A 17115-nucleotide genomic window follows, 5' to 3' on the forward strand; every position below is an offset into this window, starting at 1 on the left:
TCTTGTCAACGTCGGGTTGTCGATTGGGGAGGGCATGGTGGATCGGAGTATCAGTCATGCAAGCACCAAACTTACCCGCCATTCGCGCGCTTCGTCCGGCCTGGAACAAGGGCCGGATCGTCGGTCAGAAACGACCACTCAAGCCCAAACATGTCTGGGCGATTCGCGTTCGGCTTGAGCTGGCCGAGAACCAGCGGGATCTGGCACTCTTCAATCTGGCCATCGACAGCAAGCTGCGCGGTTGTGATCTTGTTAAGATGAAAGTCGTTGATGTGATGGCGTCCAGTCAGATCAAGGAACGCGCGTCCGTTCTGCAAAGCAAGACGCAAAAACCTGTACGCTTCGAAATCTCTGAAGGCACACGGGCATCGCTTGATAGATGGATGCAAGACCCGCTGATGGTCGGATCCGAGTACCTTTGGCCCGGCCGTTTTCACGAACGGCTTCACATATCAACCCGCCAATATGCGCGGATAGTTCGTGACTGGGTGACGTCCATTGGATTGGAGGCGAGCGCATACGGCACGCATTCGATGCGGCGGACGAAGGTGACCCAGATCTATAAGAAGACCGGCAACCTGCGTGCCGTCCAACTGCTGTTGGGACATACCAAGATGGATAGCACTGTCAGATACCTTGGCGTTGAGCTTGAAGATGCGTTGGCTATCGCCGAAGCTATCGAAATCTAAACGACAGGGCCGTCTTCACGGACGGCCCAGAACTGCCAGTAGACGATTGGCAGATTCTGCCATGCAGCTTCCCGAAACTGGACGTTCGTGCTCGGCGCAGCGGGATCGGCAGGTCACAGTCTGCTTCGCGGAAAAAGCCGCAATTTCTGATAGCTTTACAAACTCGCTTCAACCCTTCGTCGTACTACCTGATTAGTCACCTAATCTGAGCTGCGCGCCGTTTCATGTCTCAGCTGTTGATCGCCGAAAATGCCTCCTCGTAACGGCCTTCGGCTTCGGCTTTGCGCTGAAAATTGACACGGGCCACTAAGATCTCGTCTGGAACCTCAGTGAGCGCGAGAATCCCAACGACCTCGTCGATAAATTCTTGCAGCGGCATCGCAGCGGAGACTGCTGATTGGCCCGGCGTCAACTCTGTTGCGACAAGCGGAGGCGCAATCTCGTGGACATCCACTGAGGTATCGCGCAGTTGATAGCGCACCGCCTGTGTCCAAGCATGGATCGCGGCTTTGGTTGCTGAATAGGCCGGGTTAGCAGCCTTGGGCACGAAGGCCAGCCCCGAAGATACAGTTAGCAACGCCGCATGCGATTGGGTTCGAAGATGGGGCAGCAGCACTGCCGCAAGGCGAATGGGCGCGGTCAGGTTTGTTGCGATGGTGCGCTCGGCCACGTCCAGACTAACCCGTTCGGCAGTGTAATCTTCTGCTTCCATAATACCCGCGTTCAGAATTACGGTATCAAGCTCAGGATGTTCGGCAATGACCGCGTCGGAGAATGCCGCAAGCGAGTTTTCGTCTGTGACATCAAGGAGATAACCGGAAATTTCTGGATTTCGCTGCATAGCTGCTTGCAAGCTGTCACTGTTGCGCCCGGTGATGATGATGCGATTTCCCTTGGACTGCAGCGCCTCGGCGAGGGCCAGACCAATCCCTGAATTGCCGCCAGTGATAAGGATCGTACGATTGGTGAAAGTCATTGCTCTGTGTTCCTTTCGATGACTGGAGGACACATGTGGCTTTCGCTATCTTTGGGAAAGAACGCACCGAAAAGAATTATACTTACCCAAAAGAGAGTATGTAGCGCATGACAAACGACCTGTTACGACAAGACCTGCTGAACGTCTCTGAAACTGATCCAGCAGTGGATCGCCTGGTCGAACAAACCATCGGTCGGGTTGCGGACAAGTGGACTATGCTTTTGATCGAAATCCTGACGGAGCGGGAATGCTGCCGTTTTAGTGAACTCAGCAAGGCCTGCGAAGGGATCAGTCAAAAGATGCTCACGCAGACCTTGCGCGCATTGGAATGTGACGGGCTTGTGACCAGGACTGTCTATCCAGTGGTCCCTCCGAAGGTCGAGTATCGTCTGACGGATCTTGGACTTGGTTTGAGCAAGGCATTCTGCGGTGTCTGGATTTGGGCCGAAGAAAATTTGGAGAAGATTGAGCTGGCCCGCAATGAGTATGTCGAACGAAAAAAGAACGATGGAACCGCCAGATAGGGCTCACTGCAGACCTCGGATGCACCGCAGCGTCAGCCAGATCAGCATTGGCTAGCGGACGTGGACGGCCCTTAGCTGCCGCTCGACACACTGGCACTGCTGCATTGCAGCTTCCCTAAATCGGACATCGTGTTCAAGGCAGAAAAATTCACCGGCAGCGCCTGCCAGTTAGGCGGACAGTGTTCGCTGAGAACCCCCTAAATGGAGATACCGAAGCGACTTTTGAATGTCCCCCTAGCCGGGTGCCATCGGATGTTGCGGGCTAACCCGTAAGCTAATTGCAGCATCTAATTGGCACATATTCGAGGACAATCTCGATGACACCGGCTACTAATTAACGATTGGCCAATGGTGATTTCATGTTCCGCTCGTTAGCCCGCTCGCTCATTCCTGCCTGCATCATCTGCTCGTCCTTGCTGATATGGCGAATCGCAGCGCCGATGGGTGCGTCGATGCTGATCCTGCTACTGCCCTTAGCTTGGTTGCTGTTAACAGGTCATGCGCGGATTGCCCGACAAAGTCATCGCGCCGGGCAGCAAGCCATCTGGCAGGACAGGTCATGGGGCCCGAAGATACTGACAGGTCGGCTAGGTGCGATTTTCGGCGCAACGGCATTCACGGTCGCGGCGATCATTCTTCTTGCATGGGAGGCGGCAACTGCGACGAGGGGCGAGTTGTGGGTATTCCCAGTCGGGGCGGTGCTGGCCTCGGCAATTTACTTGCTCACAAGAAGGCGGCTAGGGCGAGAGCTTCGTGACCCATTCCATCGCCGTGGGGCCATCGCATTGGCAACTTGTCTCGGAGCAGTTCCCGTCATCGCCGTGAAGGCTTGGTATGTTTACAATGTAGATATTTTGCCTCCAAATCTATTGGACGCGAACATACAAAGTTTGCCGCGGATCGCATGGGAAACAATGCCCGATAGCAGCGATCAGCTGCGGATAATTCTGGTCCCCTTGCACTTTCTGGATACTCTGAAACTGTGGTTGGCAATCCAGTATCCAGAAAACCGCTGGCTCTCGGTCTTGGTCAGCTTGGATGCAGCACTTTTCGGAATCGTGGTTTCACGTTCGGCGGCATTGCTGGCTGACAGAATCATGCCGAACGCGGTGGACGGCAGCTCTGTGCCGATTGATCTTGGCCGCCTGCATTCGCGGGTTTTCTGGGGAACGATCGCGACGCTGATGGCAGTTACCATGTCATTGCAGGTCATCGCCGCCCGCCGCGCGCATGACCAACCGACAAACGGCGAAACCGCAGCCGAGGGTTCAACGGCGAAATGGGAAGATATACTGGGGACGGCTGCGGGAAAGGCTTCCAAGAGGGCGGAGTTGCAGATCGATAGGTTGATCGATGCGGCGTTCGAGCACGTCTATCTTGCTATCCCCGCCTTCACTGAAAGGCATTACAGCCTCGCGGGCGAATATGTTGAGCTTGCAGTCGCCGCTGCTGGCCAGTTCGAGGTCGATATCGAGAGTAGGCTGGCCGCGGGGCTGTCAGAACGGATGGAAAATGTCGCCAAGGAAGTTGACGAGATATTCTTGAGTGAGTATCGGCGCTCCCTTCAGGAAGGGGTCGAGGTCGCGGGGGACTCGCTCGATCTCGGGCATGCACTTGGCATTGTGCTGACCGATGCAACTCAGCGGGCAGCCGTCACGAAGCCCATTGCGGCTGGAGCCGGGTTTGCCGGGGCGAAGCTTCTCGGCAAGGCTCTCGCCAAGAGTATCGGCGTAAAGATCGCGGCCAAGGTGGCGGCAAAAGGGGCAATCAAGGGCGGGTCGGTGCTAGCGGGGGCGGGGACTGGCACGGCGATCTGCGCACCCGCAGGCCCCGCTGCGCTCGCCTGCACCGTGATCGGAGCAACCGTAACTTGGATTGCTGCCGACATGGTGATGATCCGATTGGACGAGGCCATGCACCGAGACGAGTTCGAGGCCCAGCTGCGTGAGACGATTGATGAACAGAAGGCTGGCGTTGCTCTAATACTACGGGAGAACCTTGTGCAGAGGGCTGCCGAACTCCATAGGATCGCCCCACAGCAAGCAAGGAATGTCACTCTCGCAGGGCTATCCAAGGATCGCCAAATCGAAACATGTGATGCGGCAGGGCAATTGATCGGCAACTACAAGATCATACAGGATCGCATCGAAGCAAGGACAACCACGACCCTGGCCGCCTTCCGGGCCGATCTGGGCAAAGCATCCGAAGATCTGGTTCTCAAGCCCATGGCGGATGAGATGCTCAAGGAACTCGACGAGAAAGCCCATTCGTTCAGGGTATCTGGCTTGATGCTGAGAGGAAATTTCCGCGCAGATGATCGCGCCGATCGCGCCGTCTCGGGCTCGGTCAGGATCGGGGGACAAATCGTTGATCTAGAGCGGCAATCCACGACCAAGGAGCGAGGCTTCACCTTCCGCACTGCACCGAACCAAGATATCGACTTTGGCGATAGTCCCGAAATCGACGTCGCATTGAAGCAGCATCTCAGGGTCCGCTCAGACCGCTTCTTTGGCGGGACAGGTCGAATGAACATTGACTCACATTTGATCGCGACGGATGGCCTTCTCGGAGAGATGGTTCTGCCGCTACAGGTGCGTCAAGACAAAGCTGCTGATACTCTTGCATCGACCCAAGCTTCCGATGGCCCATCGGCACCTGTTGAAGTGACGTTATCAGTCGAAGCGTCGCGACTAGCAGCGCCGGTCTCGCTTAGGGTCTGTCAGAACCTGATCCCCGGCGAGCGCTAAAAGCTGCCTGACGGCCCATTGCCGACCTTCGCATTTGACTTCGACCCGCAACGAGGATCTTAGGAAACGTTCGCTCGTTCTTAGACGCACCACTATCTCAAGTCAGGCAGCAGTAATCTCTCCAACTCTACCTGCCCTGCTCAGGCAGCACGACTTGGAGATCTACGGCGACAGGATCTGTTGAGACGGATGAAAGGTTGAGCTGAAAACATAAATGGTCTTCAAATGTCCCGAAGCGAATTGTCTGACTGGGCGTCTGTTGACTAGCGCTTCGAACTAGCAATGCTTGAGCGGAAATAAGGGAATAAGACTACGATGAAGGTGACGAGTTTTGGACTATTCTGGAGAGCAGAGGAAATCGAGTGGTTTCCAGGACAGGGTAATCGCAACGAGTTCCGTTTGCTTGGGCGCATCGGAAAGAACCGTCCCGGCATCCGCGTTGCCGATTTTCGCCGCCAGCAAGGCATTTACATTCTCTTTGACGAATATGGTCCGGCCTACGTCGGATTGGCAAAGGGAGACAGGCTCGGAGCGCGCCTGCGCGACCACCATGGTGATCATCTCAACGGCAAGTGGGACCGCTTCTCTTGGTTCGGCTTCAATCCGGTCGGTGCGGCTTCCGACGACCACGGAGTGCTGTCGCTAATCCAGCCACGCAGGGACGTAACAGAGGACACTTCGACAACGATTGGTGACCTCGAGGCGCTCTTAATTGCGGCCATGGGTCCAAAGCTCAACGTTCAAAAGATGCGTTTCGATGGTGCAGAGAAGTGGGAGCAGATTGCGCAGTGGGAATGGGAGGAAACATATCGGGCGAAGGTTGCACCCACCGACTGATCGCAGTCGTTAACGCTACTTATGATGCCGAAAGCTTTATTTACCGCATACGGGAAGCGACTTCAGCCGAAATTGTCAGCATCGCCTCAAGCGGCCTCGAGGTGCCGCGCCCGTGACTGCGCGGCTCTGACCCCTGCTGACATCGCAACCGGCCCTTAGCCGTCCTTCGCCCCACGGTCCGAATGCTGCGGTGCGGACGTAAAAGCAGCCGTTCGCGCATCGCGCAGCATTGTTCGACTAATACGTCGGTCTGGCGGGACAAAGCTGCCGTTCGTGGGCCCCATTTAAATGTCCGCTTGGCGCAAGTCCTATGCGAACGGACGAATGCAGGACTTACGACGGCAGCAGCAAGGGGTCAGAAGGATGGCCGGCGATGGCTGCGACACGGAAAGGGTAGCGTGTGCCGCCAGCTTATTGCGCCCGGCTTCACAATCCGTGAGGCCGCCGCACGTGTGAAAGTTGGCAAATCCGTGCTTCATGCCGCCCTGAGAGTAACCAACACTCAGCTCCTGAACTGATTTCGTGTTTAATATCTGGCGCGGATTGCATTTCACGTGCAACCTGCGCTTGCTTTATTGTGAGTAGCTCATGCCTTTTTACATCAGAGATTTTGTCAGCCTCGGTCCGTTCCGGATTAACCTGTCCAAATCGGGCCTTGGGATGTCGGCCGGCGTGAAAGGGTTTCGCATCGGGACCGGTCCGAAGGGACATTACATTCACGCCGGAATGAACGGCGTCTACTATCGGAAATCCCTGGGAGGGCTCGGGAGAAAGCCAAAGTCGGCCCCGGCGAATGACACGACGGACTACCGGTCCGAAATTGCCAGGATAGCCCGTGACGACAAGCTGCCAACATACATGACGGATGACGGGGTCCTGATGCGCCGCATCCTTTCGGCGGAGGCGGACGTCCTCTTGTCGGAAAGTCATTCGGAAGCCCTGAGTAGCCTTAACGATGCACGCGAGCGCCCATCTTATACGCTCATACTTTGCGGCGGCGCGGCGGTCGGCCTCTTCTTTTCATTCGTGTCGCAAAACCCCGTCGCCATAGGAATTTTTGCGGCGTTGCTTGTTGCCGCCTACGCGATTGGCAACATGCTCGACATCCCGCGGCGAAACGTTGTGTTCGCATACAACCTCGAGCCAGCGGCCGAGGAAAGGTATAAGGCGCTTGTCGGGGCGATCGACCGGATCGCCGGATCAAGCAAGGTCTGGTTTGTGAAGGCGAAGGGTGACATCACAAACCTTCATGCTTGGAAGAAGAACTCTGGCGCATCGGCCTTGGTGGACAAAAAGGAAACGTCCGTAACCTACGCGCTTCCGCCCGGGGTGGCGTCGAACGTCACGCCTCCCGTCATCATGATCGACGGGAAGAAATGCTACTTTTTCCCTGACTGCATCCTGATCGAGGAGAACAAGCGGTTCGGCGCGGTCCGTTACGAGACCATCCGCACCGCAATCCGCGATCAACGCATGATCATGGACACCGCCCCTTCGGACGCAACAATTGTTGGCCAGACTTGGAAATACGTCAACAAGAAGGGCGGACCTGATCGCCGCTTTAAGGACAACCGCCAGCTGCCGATCTGCCTGTTCGAAGAGATCGGTATGGTGAACGATGGCGGCTTCAAGGGGCTGCTTCAGGTCTCCAAGCACGGCATCAGCGGAGCCTACGGAACCGCCGTGACGGAACTCGGCCGCGTCACTAAAGAGCTAAAGAACGCCGAACCTCTTTTGATTACGAAAGAGGCATAAAAGGTAAATGTCCGCGCTTTTAACATGGCTTGGGGGTTTCGTTTTTGGCCTAATTGTGGACGCTGTCAGGTCCGTCGTTGCACCGGCGACAACGGACTGGATGCGGCGCTTTTCCCCGTCGGAGCAGCGGAAAGCAAACCTTGAAGATAATCGAGCCCGTCTCGAAATCATGGAGAAGCTCGGTGCGATGGGATACGATCCAAATTTGGCCCGGCATGCAGACCAGAATGTCGAACATTTCATGGCTGTGCTGAGAAGTCAGCAGAACGCGTTCGTGGAAACGCAGGTGGAAAAGATAGTGGCTCATCAAACTCAGCTCGAACTCAATGAGGATGCAGCGGATCGGGCGGAAGTAGCGCGCGTCCAGATGAACCGGATCCTTCGGCAGATCGAGATTGCCGAATTTATAACGGATGAGCAGAAGGCAGTGCTGCCGATGGCCCAAGCGGCCTGGGAAGAATACGCGAAGAGACAGGCGAAGTTCGCGGCAGAAGCGTATCACCGCGGGTCGATGCGGCCTATGGTCTATCATGGCGAGGTGGAGAATTTAGTTACTACCAGGACGGCTGAACTCCGACGGATCTATGATGAGCAAATTCAGCAATGACCGCAGCAGTCTGGCGGCCGACGTTCATCGACATAGAGCCTGAATTCAACAAGTTTGTGCCGACCTTTAGGAATGGTAAGCTGGTACGAGATCTCGTTCCAGATCAGCCGGACATGGCACTGAACGCCGATTACTATTTCCCGGACGATCATGTCATCGCTGAATTGAAGTGCATGGAAACGGACTCTAGGGATTCGTATCCGCAGCGCGTCTACGAAGCATTCACTCACTTCGGGTATTCAAGAAATGATCTAAAGGGCTTTCTCTTCGGAGAAGAACCTATGCCAGATCGAGTGGCGGCCCGCCTCCGCCAGAAGATCGCAAACCCCTTGCGCCAAGCGATGCGCAAGGCGAACAAGCAGATTGCAGCGACGAAGCGCCTATTAAATGATCCTGATGCGTTCGGATTGGCGATCTTTGCAAACAACAAAAATTTTGGGCTTTCTCCTCAGGTTGTCCTCAGCATCCTAAGCGAAGCCGCGTTAAACCTCTCATCCTGCCATGTAGACGGCTTCGTCTACACAACTCCAAACGTATATCACGACACTGGAGACGATATCGCACGGGCCGTTTGGATCCCGCTTTACAAGGAAAGCCGGGAGGCTCTGGGCGATTTCGTCAACCCTTTCGGTTCCGCTTGGATCGACTTCTGCGAGAGGCCCGATGACCCTTATCTGGACCGGTGGACGGGGGACGAATATCGTCCGGACATTCTGTCGGCCAAGCCGGTCGACAGGTTCGGCCGTAAACATGTGAAAAAGCCCCGCTGATCAGCGGGGCTTTTTTCATTCCAAATATAGCTCGAATCAGATCTCGCCAATCTTGGCCTTGATAGCCTCGGTCACGCACTCGACCCCAAACTTGATGACAGCATCAGGGTTTATCCTCTCGACGTAGTCCTCAGCGCCGTCCAGCAGACCGGCCGCCATCACGTCGTTGACAGGGGCTCCCTGGAAGGCATCGTATCCCATCTTCACGGTGACAGTCCTCCGAATACGCTCTGGCGCTTTCCTGGTGCGGGCTGATGCGCGGTCGGCGCAAAAGTCGGGCATGTGGCGCTGTCCACCGAAGCGGAAATTCACTCGAAGCGCGGCATTTAGAAGTTTGGGCTCTTTATGCCGTTCAGCCGTCCCCGTCGAATGTAACGGTGCGACGGGGCCTCCACCCGCACTTTCGGCCCTGACCGGACGTACTTGAGCATGAACCGCGCCGCAGTGTAGCTTTGCCAAAGCGGTCATTCAGCGAGGTACTTGAAAAACGATATTCGCGAACTCATATCCGGTTACGAGCTCTTTCGGCGGAAACGCCGTGTGGAAAGCGTCATTCTCTTAAGTCGATAATTGCTGTTTTGCTTCTGGCGACCGGCATCCTCTACGCGTTTGGAACTTTCGGCATTGGGCCGATGTCAATCATAGGAGGACTTGCCATGGGAACAGAAATCAACTCACTGATTGGAAGCTTTAGCATCGGATACTGCGCAAGCTACCTATGCAACTTGACGTTTTCGCCGAAAGGGCTTGGTGGGTAGAATTCCTTCCAACAGGCTAGGCCACCCCCTGATGCCTTTCGACCACCTCCACAGCGGCCTCCGCTTTTCTCCTTATTCTCGGTCACTCGACGGCTCTACGCCAGCCCTGAAAGGCGCTGTTTCATCATGCTTCACGACTGGTGGTGCGGCTACCGATCCGTTGCCGGGCAACTACATGGTTGCAAGCGCTCATTCAGAAGACTGTCTGCGCGAAATATACAGTCGGGTCTAGCGAGCGATAAACTCACACATCATACTGTCTGCGACGGTGCCCAATACACAAAGAATATAATGTGATCCAGACGTCGTTAGTATCCGACCTCATCGGCCGCTTGCTTGCTGCCAAGACACAGGCGTCCATGGTGTCCCTGCTCCGAAAGGAGGAAAGACCTCCAGTGGCAAAGGCGCTTTCGGCAGACATAAAGGCGCATGTTTCGGTGCTCGCGGAGCACCTAGATGAAAATCGGCCGCGTGAGGCGATAGCTACAGCAATGGCGATGATCTTCCTCGAACCCGACCACGCCATTTCCTGTTTGCGGCGCAATGGCGTGCTGCGTGCGTCGCGATACGAATACAGAGGTTCCCTGATTGGCAGGATCGCTAAGGCGGTACTCGGCGTCCGTGAAGTTTTCGCAATGTCGCCGGATCGGATCGCTTACCTGGAGTCGGTCGAGGCACTGACGCGCGTCGCGGGAAACGCACAAACGCTGAAAAAAGAAATCGAGATGAAGGTGAGGGCGCACCGTACGGTGGTGCTGAAAACCGTCTTCGTATTGATCAATAATCTTTTCTATCGTGAATGGATCAACGACCACGAAGCCAGTTCGTTAGATAGTAGGCGTTACTCTTCCGAGGAGTACGCTGAGGCAGCATCGTTCATATTACATATCTACGCATCTATGTTCCCGGTCGATGGTATTTCCTTCGCACATGTGGACACCGATGCCGCGGGAAAAAATGCACTCGTCTATGAACGACTGTTGGTCGCCGCAATTCGTCTGGCAAAATTCAGGGAGGCGGAGCAACTCATCGATGGGTTGCCATACCGTGCGAACCGCGAAGGGGAGGAGGTCAAGATCTCCTCAATTGATCCGGACGTCGAACGTGCGGTGCGCCTTGGCTTCATACAGCATCGAACCCAAGCTTTTATTCGGCAGTTCCACCTGCAGGAAGCAGATCAGCCAACCTCTATCCGAACGCTGATAGACACGGGGTTTGACCGCGGCAGCTTCGATAAACTGCTTGAGATGAATGATCATCCCGTAAGACGTCTGATCCTAATGATGCCTATAATCCCGGCAGTCTTCGGCTCCTGGTTCGCAACCGATGAGCTGTTTCGAGATGAGATCCAGATGCTCATGGAACTGGACGTCAACCACTTCGGTACGTTCGACGACCTTGTCTTCCCCATCACAGACCAAATCTCATCGCTGGACGTTCTCAAGGTGCAGCGCTACTTCAAGTTTATAAGTTGCGCGTACCAGCGTCAACTGGAAAATATCCAAGACCTAGTCGAGCGCGAAGAGTTGACCCTAACGTCGACACTCTTGGCTATTCCGCACGATGCGATGGTTAAGCACATGCGGCTCATCCTTGGCAACGAGGACAAGGCACGTGAAGTTATCGAGCTTTTGAAGATGGTTCCTAGAGATGGGCATCTCGATCTCCAGTATCGTCCATTCGTAGACATTGGTGACTTCTATATGATCGCACCGCATGTTGTGGCGGTCTCCAACCTCGTCCGCAACACCATCGTCGCCAACGGCCGCCGGTCGACCGCGATCGGCTCGAAGGACCTTATGGTTCACTCTGTCACCGAGGCGCTCCGCTCCGCAGGGTTCGAGGTCGCAAGCGACTTGAACGCGAAGATCGCCGGACAGAATTTGGAACTCGATATCGTCGCAAGACGCGAAGACGCGCTCATACTTTTCGAATGCAAGAACGCTTATCATCCAGTGTCTGTCCATGAGATGCGGAACAGCTGGGAGCACATCCGCAGCGCTGCGAAGCAGCTCGACAAGCGCCAGGACATCTTGGTAGACCCTTTGAACCAGTCACAGCTATTCAAAAGGCTTGGTTGGAAAGTCAGCTCCAAGTGTACGGTTCACACCGGCATTGTCATTGCAAACCGGGTGTTCCACGGCGCAAGTCTAAATGGGCACCCGATACGGCAAGCACACGAACTGATCAATGTGCTGAAGAGCGGAAGGATCGCTGCGAGAAACGGATCGAAAGAGGAGAGCCTGTCATTTTGGCTCGGGCCCGATTTCCAAACCGCCGACCTCACCAGATATCTTGGCCCGAAGTCTATCGCTTCCGACCAATTGGCGGTGCTTGATGCCCGATCCTGGCGCTACTCGATCGGATCCCGGGAGCTTGCCTTCTCCTCATACGTCCTCGACATGGTCAAGTTCGACAAGGAAATGCGGGAGCGGTACAAGTCCTAATTAAGAAAATCGCACCAACGACGTAAGCGGTAGGCATTTCCTGCGTAGCACTGCGGGTTGATTTTCCGCAACGTTAAGTCCCTTAGTGTGGCCTGCTGCAGTCTCCGGTAGTGAAGGGGAGGCTGAAAGTCCGCCTCCAAGGAAAACTCGAGGCGTTTGCGCGTGTGCAGCGAACTTCCGCTTTCCGCCCTTCGGGTCGGTCAAAGCGCCAACGGTGCTGCGCTTGCAACAAATGACCGCTCCTGCGTTCTGAGGCCGCTGGTTCGCCGCGCCGCCGCAAGTCCGCTCACCGCCCTTTGTGACGGACCAGGCGCTGGCCGTGCTGCGCCGACGACGAATGTCCGCTTCTGTGGCGTGAGCCCGTCGGTTCGCCGCACCGCCCTCAGACCGCTCCCCGCCCATCCTGTTGACCGTAGGGTTCATTGCCCTTCGTCCTAGCGAGCGTCCGCTCTCAGCGATAGCGCGGTCGCGATGCTGCAACATTATCAGGCGGTTCGGCACGGTCGCCGTCGTTCCTGAATCTGGCGCACCTAATGGCCGTGTCTGCGGCTTCCGTATCTGAGCTACTCCCCGATCCATGGACCGCCGGATGCTAAAGATTTCCCGTTCGATCATGGCAACAGGCTCGCTGTGCCACCAGAATAAAACGGTGCCATCGTGCGCCGCTCTTCCACTTAACCACTGCTCGCCAGCACAGTCCAAGTGCTTCCAGGCGCTGCTTCACTCTGAGGTAAAGGTTCAGTTTTGGCTCTCATGCCCAGTCATGATCCTTGATGCCAAGCTTCTGCATGCGGGAGGAAAGCGTGGTGGGGGGGAGCCCGAGCAGGGCTGCCGCTCCGAGCGGTCCCGAGATGCGCCCCTGCGCCTCTTGCAGCGCCGCAATCAGGTTTTGCCGGATCGCCTGCTGCATCTCGGCCTCGGTCCGCACGAGATTGTTGGGGCCGGTCACCGGCACGGGCGCTCCGAGGTCGAGAACTAGCTTGCCGCCGGCGGTCAGGATTACCGCCCGCTCGATCACGTTGCGCAGCTCGCGGACATTGCCGGGCCAGTCATAGGCCATGAGGCGCTGCATCACCCGCGTGGTCACGACGGGACGTTGCCGGTTCATGCGGCGGCAGGTCACCGCCAGAAGGTGATCGACCAGCAAGGGGATATCGTCGCGCCGGTCCCGCAGCGGCGGGCAGGGCAGCGGGAAGACGTTGAGGAAGAGCGCCAGATCGGTGCGCAGGCGCCCGGCGGCGACCTCGGCCTCGACCGGGCGGGACAGCGCGACGACGACGCGGGCGTCAAGTGGCCGGGCGCGGGCATCACCAAGCCGGGTGACCTCGCCCGCCTGTAGCGCAGCGAGAAGGCGGCCCTGAAGGTCCAGCGGTAGCTCGGCCAGATCCTCGAGAAACAGCGTGCCGCCATGCGCCAGTTCCAGCTTGCCGGGCCGGTCCCGCTGCGTGCCAAGCGCATGGGATCGGATATGGCCGAAAAGCTCAATCTCCAGCGCCTCAGGGGCGTGGGCGCTGCATTTCAAGTGGATCAGCGCGCGGCGGCTGCGACGGCTGGCCGTGTGGATCGCGGTCGCCACCAGCGACTTGCCGGTGCCGGGCTCGCCGGTGATCGTCACCGGCGCCTCGGTCGGGGCGACCAGCGCGATGCGCGTCAGGATCTGCTGGACCGCGTCCGAGGCGCCGATGATCTCGTGATGCGCCCGCTCTGACGTGATGGTCTCTTGCAGATAGGCGTTTTCCTGTTCCAGGCGGTCGCGGAGGGCGGCGACCTCGGCCAGGGCCTCGCGCAGCCGGCGCTCGTTCTCGTAGCGTTCGGTGATGTCGCGGAAGATCACCACCGCCCCGGCCAGCACCTTCTGGTCGTAGATCGGGGTCGAGACATATTCGACGCGGATCGGCTTGCCGTCCTTGCGCCAGAACACCTCGTCCTCGATCCGGTGGACCTGCTCGAAGCGGAAGCTGCGATAGATCGGGCAGTCATGCTCGGGATAGCCGCGCCCGTCCAGATGGTGGTGATGGATGATGGAATGGATGTCCCGGCCCAGCAGATCGGCGGCGGTCCAGCCCAGCATCTCTTGCGCGGCGCGGTTCACGAAGGTCGTCTCGCCCTCGGCATTGACGCCATAGATCCCCTCGCCGGCGGCGTTCAGGATCAGCTGGTTCTGCCGCTCGAGTTCGGAAAAGAAGGTCTGGGCGCGTTTCCATTCGCCAAGGCCGTGGCGAAAGCTGCGCTGCGCCTCGGTCGCCTCGGCTCGCGCGTCGAGTTCGTCCAGATCGAGAAGGATCATCGACAGCCGCTCGGGCGCGGCGGCGTCGAGGCTTGCGCGGATCTCCAGCCGCAGGGCCTCGCCGCCGGCGGTGGTCAGCGGGATGTCGCGCGTCCAGCCCGCGCCGCGATGCGCGACCTCGTCCAGAAAGACGAGAAAGCGGGGCAAGGCCGACCCCAGATGCCGGGCAAAGGGCAGGGGCGCGGGGCCAAGCCGCAGCAGCGCCTGCGCGGGCGCGTTCGCCGAAATGAGCCGGTCCAACCCCAGGTCGAGAACCAGTGTCGGAACGGGCAGCCGAAGTCGGGAATCAAAGCCAGCGGTCATGCCCCGATAATTCGTAGGACCGTGCGAAACGTCAAACGATTTTTCGTAAGTAACGATATTTCGTAAGCCGGTAGTAGTTGGATGGCCTAATTGCACGATGATTTAATTGAGTTTTCGCATGCCTTCGCCGTCATTCATTTTTCGTTAACACCCGTCCCATGACCCGCGATGCTGTGGAGGACAGACATCAGAAGAGGCTTAGGATGACGATCAAGGCATTGGGTGATCCCTTCTCGGCAGAGACCGATTTGCGTCACGGCGCCAGCTGCAGCTGCACCGGATGCACCAAGGTGGCGCGATCGACCCTGCCGGCCAGCACGGACGAGATGGTCGAGCGCGCGGTCGAAAGCGCGCTGGTCCGGTCGGTTTTCGGCCATAGCGACGTCTCGCGCCGGTCCTTCATGGGCATGGTCGGCAGCGGCGCGGTCGCGGCGGCGCTGGCCTCGGTGCTGTCCTTGGACAAGGCCAAGGCGGCGGTGCTGGAAACGCTCGGCACGCCCGAAAAGACAGACCTCAACATAGGCTTCGTCGCGATCACCTGCGCCACGCCGATCATCATGGCCGAGCCGATGGGCTTTTATTCGCGCTATGGCCTGAATGTCGAGGTGATCAAGACCGCCGGTTGGGCCGTCGCCCGCGACAAGTCGCTGTCGGGCGAATACGACGCCAGCCACATGCTGACGCCGATGCCGCTGGCGATGACCATGGGCGCGGGGTCCACCGCGCAGCCCTTCATCATGCCGGCGGTCGAGAACATCAACGGGCAAGCCATCGTGCTGTCGAACCAGCATCTGGACAAGCGCGATCCGCAGCAATGGAAGGGCATGACCTTCGGCGTGCCCTTCGAATATTCGATGCACAACTTCCTGCTGCGCTACTACGTCGCCGAGCACGGCCTGGACCCGGATCAGGACATCCAGATCCGCGTGGTGCCGCCACCCGACATGGTGGCGAACCTGCGGGCGGGGAACCTCGATGGCTTCCTGTCGCCCGATCCCTTCAACCAGCGCGCGGTCTGGGAGGGGCTGGGCTTCATCCACCTGCTGACCAAGGAGATCTGGGAGGGCCATCCCTGCTGCGCCTTTGCCGCCCCGGCGCGCTTCGCAGCCGAGATGCCGAACACCTATGGCGCGCTTCTGCGGGCCATCATCGACGCGACGCATTACGCCTCGGACCCCGCGAACCGGACCGAGATCGCCGAGGCCATCGCGCCGACCAATTACCTCAACCAGCCGGTGCCGGTGATCGAGCAGGTGCTGACCGGCACCTTCGCCGACGGTCTGGGCAACGTCCGGCAGGAACCCGACCGGATCGATTTCGACCCCTTCCCCTGGCAGTCCATGGGCGTGTGGATCCTGACGCAGATGAAGCGGTGGGGTTACGTCGAGGGCGATATCGATTACCGCGGCATCGCCGAGCAGGTCTATCTGGCCTCGGATGCGCGGACCGTCATGCGCGAGCTGGGCTATGACGCCCCGGCCGAGGGCTACCGCACGCACGAGATCATGGGCAAGGTCTTCGACCCCGCCGATCCCGAGGGCTACCTCTCCAGCTTCCAGATCGGACGTGGCGCATGAGCGGGACCCTGTCGCAGAACGGCAAGGCGGCGCTCTTGTCGCTGCTGATCCTGGCCGTCGGGCTCATCGCGTGGGAGGTCTCGATCCCCGCGCAGCAGGCCGCGGGCGAGATGACCGAGTATGAACGCCTGATGGGGGGCGGCAGCCCCCGCGCGGGCATCCCCGCCCCCTCGCAGGTCGCGGCAAAGGCGTGGGAGCAGCTGAGCAACCCCTTCTACGACGCCGGCCCCAACGACAAGGGCATCGGCATCCAGCTGGCCCATTCGCTTGGCCGGGTGCTGACCGGCTACGGGCTGGCGGCGGCGCTGGCGATCCCGCTCGGCTTCCTGATCGGCATGTCGCCCGTCGCCTATAAGGCGCTGAACCCGTTCATCCAGGTGCTGCGGCCGATCTCGCCGCTGGCCTGGATGCCGCTGGCGCTGTTCGTGATCCAGGACAGCGAGGCAAGCGCGATCTTCGTGATCTTCATCTGCTCGATCTGGCCGATGTTGCTGAACACCGCCTTTGGCGTGGCCGGCGTGCGGCAGGACTGGGTGAACGTCGCCCGCACGCATGAGCTGGGCGCCCTGCGCACCGCGCTGACCGTGATCCTGCCCGCCGCCGCGCCGACCATCATCACGGGCATGCGCATTTCCATCGGCATCGCCTGGCTGGTCATCGTCGCGGCCGAGATGCTCGTGGGCGGAACCGGCATTGGATATTACGTCTGGAACGAGTGGAACAACCTGGACTTGGCCTCGGTCATCTTCTCGATCCTCATGATCGGCATCGTCGGCATGATCCTGGACAGCGCCTTCGGGCTCTTGAGCCGGCGTCTGGCCTATGCCGAGTGACAGGA

General features: G+C 58.4%; 13 protein-coding genes. 10 read left to right on the forward strand and 3 right to left on the reverse strand.

The annotated features are described in order from the left end of the window. Nucleotides 1-56 precede the first annotated feature (56 nt). The gene (locus SJY40_RS14135; protein WP_119808551.1) at nucleotides 57-689 is read left to right on the forward strand and encodes a tyrosine-type recombinase/integrase; all 633 of its coding nucleotides are present in this window, start codon (nucleotides 57-59) and stop codon (nucleotides 687-689) included. A 229-nt stretch (nucleotides 690-918) separates the two neighbouring features. On the opposite strand, the gene SJY40_RS14140 is transcribed toward SJY40_RS14135, so the two are convergent. Then, entirely contained in the window at nucleotides 919-1665 is a 747-nt protein-coding gene (locus SJY40_RS14140) for an SDR family oxidoreductase (RefSeq protein WP_378947770.1), read from the reverse strand. A gap of 107 nt (nucleotides 1666-1772) precedes the next feature. Between SJY40_RS14140 and SJY40_RS14145 the strand changes: the two genes are divergently transcribed. From SJY40_RS14145 to SJY40_RS14170, 6 genes are all read left to right on the forward strand, one after another. Then, complete coding sequence (locus SJY40_RS14145; RefSeq protein WP_119808808.1) at nucleotides 1773-2189, forward strand: helix-turn-helix domain-containing protein; 417 nt, start codon at nucleotides 1773-1775, stop codon at nucleotides 2187-2189. Between the two features lie 359 nt (nucleotides 2190-2548). Next, nucleotides 2549-4936: a hypothetical protein gene (locus SJY40_RS14150; protein WP_378947773.1), complete on the forward strand. Its 2388-nt coding sequence runs from the start codon at nucleotides 2549-2551 to the stop codon at nucleotides 4934-4936. A gap of 315 nt (nucleotides 4937-5251) precedes the next feature. Further along, entirely contained in the window at nucleotides 5252-5773 is a 522-nt protein-coding gene (locus tag SJY40_RS14155; RefSeq protein WP_378947776.1) for a GIY-YIG nuclease family protein, read from the forward strand. A gap of 588 nt (nucleotides 5774-6361) precedes the next feature. Next, on the forward strand, nucleotides 6362-7528 hold the full coding sequence (locus tag SJY40_RS14160) for a DUF4236 domain-containing protein (RefSeq protein WP_378947779.1): 1167 nt from the start codon (nucleotides 6362-6364) through the stop codon (nucleotides 7526-7528). Nucleotides 7529-7535: 7 nt separating this feature from the next. Continuing rightward, a complete protein-coding gene (locus tag SJY40_RS14165; protein WP_378947782.1) occupies nucleotides 7536-8135 on the forward strand; it encodes a lysozyme inhibitor LprI family protein in 600 nt (199 codons plus the stop codon). Then, on the forward strand, nucleotides 8132-8905 hold the full coding sequence (locus tag SJY40_RS14170; RefSeq protein WP_378947785.1) for a hypothetical protein: 774 nt from the start codon (nucleotides 8132-8134) through the stop codon (nucleotides 8903-8905). Before SJY40_RS14165 ends, SJY40_RS14170 begins: the two co-directional genes overlap by 4 nt. Before the next feature lie 36 nt (nucleotides 8906-8941). On the opposite strand, the gene SJY40_RS14175 is transcribed toward SJY40_RS14170, so the two are convergent. Continuing rightward, nucleotides 8942-9217 carry a hypothetical protein gene (locus SJY40_RS14175; RefSeq protein ID WP_378947788.1) on the reverse strand — a complete coding sequence of 92 codons (276 nt, stop codon included), beginning with the start codon at nucleotides 9215-9217 and terminating at the stop codon, nucleotides 8942-8944. Between the two features lie 937 nt (nucleotides 9218-10154). Between SJY40_RS14175 and SJY40_RS14180 the strand changes: the two genes are divergently transcribed. Then, nucleotides 10155-12110: a hypothetical protein gene (locus SJY40_RS14180; RefSeq protein ID WP_378947791.1), complete on the forward strand. Its 1956-nt coding sequence runs from the start codon at nucleotides 10155-10157 to the stop codon at nucleotides 12108-12110. A gap of 751 nt (nucleotides 12111-12861) precedes the next feature. On the opposite strand, the gene SJY40_RS14185 is transcribed toward SJY40_RS14180, so the two are convergent. Continuing rightward, a complete protein-coding gene (locus tag SJY40_RS14185) occupies nucleotides 12862-14700 on the reverse strand; it encodes a sigma-54 interaction domain-containing protein (protein ID WP_378947794.1) in 1839 nt (612 codons plus the stop codon). A 203-nt stretch (nucleotides 14701-14903) separates the two neighbouring features. On the opposite strand from SJY40_RS14185, the gene SJY40_RS14190 reads away from it, so the two are divergent. Both SJY40_RS14190 and ntrB read left to right on the forward strand, forming a co-directional pair. Beyond that, complete coding sequence (locus SJY40_RS14190) at nucleotides 14904-16277, forward strand: CmpA/NrtA family ABC transporter substrate-binding protein (protein WP_378947796.1); 1374 nt, start codon at nucleotides 14904-14906, stop codon at nucleotides 16275-16277. Then, entirely contained in the window at nucleotides 16274-17110 is an 837-nt protein-coding gene (gene ntrB / locus SJY40_RS14195; protein WP_378947799.1) for a nitrate ABC transporter permease, read from the forward strand. Before SJY40_RS14190 ends, ntrB begins: the two co-directional genes overlap by 4 nt. The last annotated feature ends 5 nt before the right edge of the window (nucleotides 17111-17115 follow it).

Source organism: Paracoccus sp. R86501 (genome assembly GCF_042466435.1).
Classification (GTDB): domain Bacteria; phylum Pseudomonadota; class Alphaproteobacteria; order Rhodobacterales; family Rhodobacteraceae; genus Paracoccus.